Here is a 1367-nt window from a genome sequence, read left to right on the forward strand (position 1 = left end):
TTCTCAACGCAGGTATTAGGGTTTTTCGATGGAATTTTAGTGGCCATCGAAAGTCAATATCGAGGGACTGCACCTGCATTATTGCCATTACAGATGCAGGATATTCCGTTAGAGGAAGATGTAAGTCTTTTTGATGCTGCGAGTTCAGCAATGACGCTTTTGTATGAGGCCTTGGTAACACCCTTATATGGGTTCAAGATATTAGCTTTCATTTTAAGTACAATACTCTGGATATTGGATTTGTTCATCTATCCGCTATTCTTGGCAGAGCGTTTTTTCCTTTTGGGGATAATGCAAGCGTTCTTCCCTTTGGTCATTAGCCTTGCAGTATTTGAAAAATTCCGTTCACTTGCTTATACATTCTTCAAGTTGTATGCTGCTGTATATATGTTAGTGCCGGCATTCTTTTTAGTCAATGTATTTGTTAACGCTATTTATACGGAAATCAACACCAATTTTTGGGTTAACTTATTTGGTACCGATACAGGTCAAGGCTTTTTTGCGCCTGTGGTTCAATTAGGTTCTGTTGCATTTATTGTTTTCCTGAAATTCAAATTGTACAAACGAGCAACGTCCTTTACACTCCGATTGTTTACTGCCTAAGGCAGATTAAAAATAAGAATATGAAAACACCATACAAGAATATTTATAACGTCCTAAAATTGAATCGGTTTATCGTTTTGGCAGTTGTTGTCTGTGCCTTACTGTCCAGTACCTTTTCAGTTTGGATGGTATTCAATACAAATCAAAAAGCGCTCAATAGTGCTTTTGCCATCAATACAGATGGCAGTATAATTCCCCTGAAGCTCGTAACTCAAAAAGAGAATTTTAGAGTCGAAGCTCTGGCACATTTAGAACTGTTCCACAACTACTTCTATAACATCGATGCCAGTAACTATGAAAGGAATTTGGAAAAAGCACTTTGGTTAGGCAATAGTTCTGTGGACAATCTTTACCGCCAGAAAAAAGCCGATGGTGTTTACAACAGGTTGCTTCAGTATTCATTGGTTCAAAAAGTATTGAGTATTGACTCAAGGATAAACGAAAATAATGGCTCGTATAGTTTTACAACCACCACCATTTTTGAAATTAACAGAGGTTCAATAATTGACACCTACGAACTGTTTTCAACTGGAAACCTGATTATGGTTGACCGAAACTTTCCCAACAATCCGCACGGACTTCTAATTACAAATTACTTCGAAAACACTTTAAAAAAACTGAATGATGATAGTTGAGCCGAAAATCGGCATTTAAAAAACCAAGATTATGAAAGTAGAAAAGAACAAAATAGTATTTGCAACAGTATTGGCGGTGATTTTCATATTCCTTATTTCCTATTCCGTAATGGTAATGGGCGATGATGA

General features: G+C 36.9%; 2 protein-coding genes and 1 pseudogene. All 3 read left to right on the forward strand.

The window, feature by feature from the left end; all coding sequences use genetic code 11:
* A partial coding sequence (locus tag DCS95_RS20060) for a hypothetical protein (RefSeq protein WP_116772576.1) occupies positions 1-603 on the forward strand: 603 nt, incomplete at its 5' end.
* Between the two features lie 20 nt (positions 604-623).
* Positions 624-1238 (forward strand): conjugal transfer protein TraK, encoded by a 615-nt coding sequence (locus DCS95_RS20065; protein WP_076547089.1) that lies wholly within the window; start codon positions 624-626, stop codon positions 1236-1238.
* Positions 1239-1269: 31 nt separating this feature from the next.
* Positions 1270-1367 (forward strand): annotated as a pseudogene (locus DCS95_RS20560) (conjugative transposon protein TraM); the annotation flags it as partial.

The organism is Maribacter litoralis, from assembly GCF_003075045.1.
In the GTDB taxonomy this organism is placed as follows: Bacteria; Bacteroidota; Bacteroidia; order Flavobacteriales; family Flavobacteriaceae; genus Maribacter; species Maribacter litoralis.

What these genes read in the sequence shown, in the direction of transcription:
- DCS95_RS20065 (WP_076547089.1), top strand. Translation starts at nt 624, where the DNA reads ATGAAAACACCATACAAGAATATTTATAACGTCCTAAAATTGAATCGG.